The sequence below is a fragment of the Methylocystis sp. genome (assembly GCF_051062815.1).
Lineage (GTDB): Bacteria > Pseudomonadota > Alphaproteobacteria > Rhizobiales > Beijerinckiaceae > Methylocystis.
In genome coordinates this window covers 1-3921 of sequence record NZ_JBPFDU010000023.1, presented here as the reverse complement: position 1 = coordinate 3921, position 3921 = coordinate 1, and the positions used below count along the sequence as shown (strand labels likewise).

General features: G+C 56.5%; 2 protein-coding genes and 1 pseudogene. 1 reads left to right on the top strand and 2 read right to left on the bottom strand.

Translation table 11 applies throughout. The features are described 5' to 3' along the window. Positions 1–132: 132 nt before the first annotated feature. Positions 133–516, top strand: a pseudogene (locus ACR65W_RS02450) (IS5/IS1182 family transposase); the annotation flags it as partial. Between the two features lie 42 nt (positions 517–558). Here the strand turns inward: ACR65W_RS02450 and ACR65W_RS02445 are convergent. Together ACR65W_RS02445 and ACR65W_RS02440 are read right to left on the bottom strand one after the other, a co-directional pair. Beyond that, a complete protein-coding gene (locus ACR65W_RS02445) occupies positions 559–1800 on the bottom strand; it encodes a hypothetical protein (RefSeq protein WP_434499160.1) in 1242 nt (413 codons plus the stop codon). A 318-nt stretch (positions 1801–2118) separates the two neighbouring features. Next, positions 2119–3408 (bottom strand): nucleotide sugar dehydrogenase, encoded by a 1290-nt coding sequence (locus ACR65W_RS02440; RefSeq protein ID WP_434499159.1) that lies wholly within the window; start codon positions 3406–3408, stop codon positions 2119–2121. Positions 3409–3921 lie beyond the last annotated feature (513 nt).

Sequence of the window (3921 nt, the reverse complement as noted above, 5' to 3'; positions counted from 1 at the left end):
CCCTTCGCTGACAGCTCCGCCAGCCGTTCGTCGACATCAAAAAATCCGGGCGTTCCCTTCGCCATGTCCGCACCCCCTTGCGACATGACTAAGTGAATCAACTCAACGCCGTTTTGGCCAGAGGTTTTTGGAGGCGTCCAGTTGGTCATGCATGCGAAGGCGCTGCCGGGCGCGCCTTACGACGGCCATGCGCTCGGCCGCGTGCCGCCCGAGATGGAGAAACAGATCGGCGCGACGATAAAGCGCGTCGTCGCCGACCGCGGCTATCGCGGCCACAACGCTCCAGAGGAACACAAATTCAGGATGTTCATTTCCGGCCAGAGACGCCGCGTCACCGAGCAAATCAAACGCGAGTTGCGCCGCCGCTCCGCCGTCGAACCGGTCATCGGCCATCGGCCATCGGAAAGACGACCACCGCTGGGCCGCAACTTCCTCGCCCTTGCGGCCGCCAACGCCGTCCTCGCCGCCGCCGGATACAACTTCAAGCGCCTGCTGGCATGGCTGCGGCGGCTTCTCGCATATCTGGCGCTTGCGCGAGAACGCCGCCGAGACGTTCGCCTATGTCTTGCGCCGGCGGAACAGGTCCGCCCCCGCCGAGAACGTCGACAAGGTTGCCGGCGCGCGGTGACGCGGGCGTTCCGTAGCGCCGGGAACCAGTTCCTGAAGCCGCCCCTTCGGAACGGGCGCTCGTCTGGGATTGCTCGCCGCGTTTGCCACGCAATATAGAATCGGCAGAATTGGAGTAACCATCAGCTTCTGCCGGGCGGCGAGGCCCGAGTTCGTGCATGTATAAGTCAACATAATTGTCACAATCGTAAACATGATAACCCCGAACGGAACCGTCCACAACCGAGCCGATACGCTCCAGAGTAGTCGTATATTGTAGACACAATATATAAATAGACATAAGATAATTAGGTTATCGATAGAAAGAATGATTGCAGTCACACTCGACGCATCGAAGAAAAACGGCAAAAACAAGAACGCCGCCACTCGCGCCGGGAATATAAGGCCCTCCAGATTAATCGCCGAACCTGCCGCATTGTTCGCCGTTCCAAACTTGTCGATAGTGCCGGCGAGGCTTTCCGAGTTCACCTCTTCAATGCCCATCCAACTTAGGAAAAACATCGATGCAAATAAAGTACATATGGCTCCGGACACGAGCACGATAACACGCGCGCCAAGCGCAACGCGAGCTGAAAAAAACGTAGTGGCGATGACGCTGACCGCATAAAGAATACCGATGTGAGGCCTGACCAGAAAAGCGATTGCGAGGCCTGTAATAACATAAGGATATTGCTTTCCGGATCTCGACAGCCCACGGCAAATCAGTCCAAGCGCCATCAGAAAGGGCGCGTCCTTGCCGATTGCGACGGTGAAAAAATTAAGTGCTGGCGAGAACGCTACGATCGGAAAAATCAACTTTTGCCTCTCGGAAAAACCCGCGCCAACAATCCCCATCGTTTTCAGGATCAGAATAATTCCAATCAATCCGAATATTTGAAAGATAAAAAATTCATCCAAAAATGTCGCTCCAAGCGCCTCTCTAAATACAGTAGCCATTTCTATTATCAACGAAGCGGAAATCAGTGGCCCTTCACCAATAAACGCCCCAAAATCATAATAATAATTTGCATCACTGGTTGTATATAGCGTTTCATTATAGAAAATGAAGCAAAATAACATATGATATATAGCCAGCATGATATAAAATATCGCCGATCCGCCGTTTCGCCTCCCGGCATAAGCGGCGATCCCCAGGCTGATGAACGCCGCGACAATTCCGACGTCGGTGAGCAATTTATCTTCCTCCCAGGCCCCTGCTTCGGCGAATTATTTCAGCCGCGTCACGTTGGGCGTCCTCATCATACGCTCTCGGTCTTGATTGATCTGCTCGGGCGCCGGCCCAGGAAAATGGTCCTTGTTTTCCCGAAGCCTAGCGACCACTAAAGAAACCCGGACGCAGAACTTTGCATTTCCGATCAAAGCCGGAATAGCGTGATACGCCATGCGCCGTCATCTCCGCAATGTTCCCGTCGCGTGTTCAACGCCATGACGCGAGCGCTTCGCGTGGATCGCCTGGGCCGACCTTCCGTCCGCGCGACGCGCCGGGACGTATCAAAGCCGCCACAATGCGATCCGATCGGGCTTCTTGTCGCGCGGCAACACGCCCTTTACATCGAGCACGATGCCGGCCGAGGGGGCGAGCAGGCGCTCGACCAGCCCCCAGCCTTGCGTGAGATATTCATCATGCGGCACGGCGAGAATGACGGCGTCCGCTGGTTCGAGTTGCGACAAACGCGCGATCGAGACGCCGTATTCGTGTTCCGCCTCGGCGGGGATGGCAAGGGGATCGGCGATCTGAACCCGGATATTGTGGTCCTGCAGAACGCCGATGATGTCGATCACGCGGGAATTGCGAATATCGGGCACATTCTCCTTGAAGGTGAGGCCTAGCAACGTCACGGTCCGTCCGGCGCTTCCCAACTTCGCCATCAGCCGCAGACATTCCAGGGCGACCCGTGAACCCACGCCGTCGTTGATCCGGCGCCCGGACAGGATCACCTGCGGATGATAACCGGCGATCTCGGCGATGTGCGTGAGATAATACGGATCGACGCCGATGCAATGCCCGCCCACCAGGCCAGGCGTGAAGGGCAGGAAGTTCCACTTCGTGCGCGCCGCCGTCAGGACATCGTTGGTGTCGATGTTCAACAAGTGAAAGACCGCAGACAATTCGTTCATGAAGGCGATATTGATGTCGCGCTGCGCATTTTCGATGACCTTGGCGGCTTCGGCGACGCGAATGCTGGCGGCGCGGAAAACACCGGCCTTGACTACGCAGCCATAAACTTCGGCGACGATGTCGAGCGTGGCCTCGTCCCGCCCCGACACGATTTTCGTGATGGATTCGAAGCGATGCACCTTGTCGCCCGGGTTGATGCGTTCGGGACTGTATCCGACATGAAAATCGCGCCCGCATACGAGACCGGAAGCCTTCTCGAGGACGGGAACGCAATCCTCTTCCGTCGCGCCGGGATACACCGTCGATTCATAAACGACAATCGCGCCTGGACGCATGACCTCGCCGACCGTATGCGACGCCGCGAGCACCATCGACATGTCGGGACGGCGCGCGACGTCGACCGGCGTTGGCACGGTGACAATAAAAAAGTCTCCGTCGGCGAGATCGGCCGCGTTGGCGGTATAACGCACCGGCGCGCTCGCCAATTCCGAGGCGTCGATTTCATGGGTTCGGTCGCGCCCCGCAACGAGTTCAGCTATCCTCTGCCGGTCGATGTCGAAGCCGATCGTGAGGATGCCGGCTCGCGCGAAGGCGATCGCCACCGGTAAGCCAACATAGCCAAGACCGACCACTGCGATTTTGCGGTTGGATTTGGAATCCATGGGTGGAACATTCATGGCGCGCAAGACCTCACAGTGGGAGCTGGAGCACGTTCCTAAAACAGTCGACAGATTTTATCGATATGAACACGCTCCGGCTTATTAAGCTGGCGCAATTTGTTATCCCTCGCTTGATTCCACGCGAGGAGAAAGCGCGCCAGGGAGCCACAGCCGATACACCGGCATTCTCGAATTTTCAACCTTGTGGTCCGAGTCATTCGAAATGAGGGTAAAGTCGTTCTTGGTTTCGCTCTTGCGTCAGCTTGAATTTTCTGAGAAAATAAAAACAGAACATACTGTTTTCGAGAGGATTCCGCGATGGCGCGCAAGAAGGTGCAATTTCAGAAGGGTTTCAGCGAGCGCGAGTTCAGCAAGGCCTCAGGCATCCCCTCATTTTCAGACGCATGAGAACGTCTGATTTAGAGCCGCGTGTTGATCGATGTATACGCCGAACCGCTCGACAAGCGGTCGCAAGCGGACATCCGGCATGTTGGGGATCAACTCGTAGAGCATGCA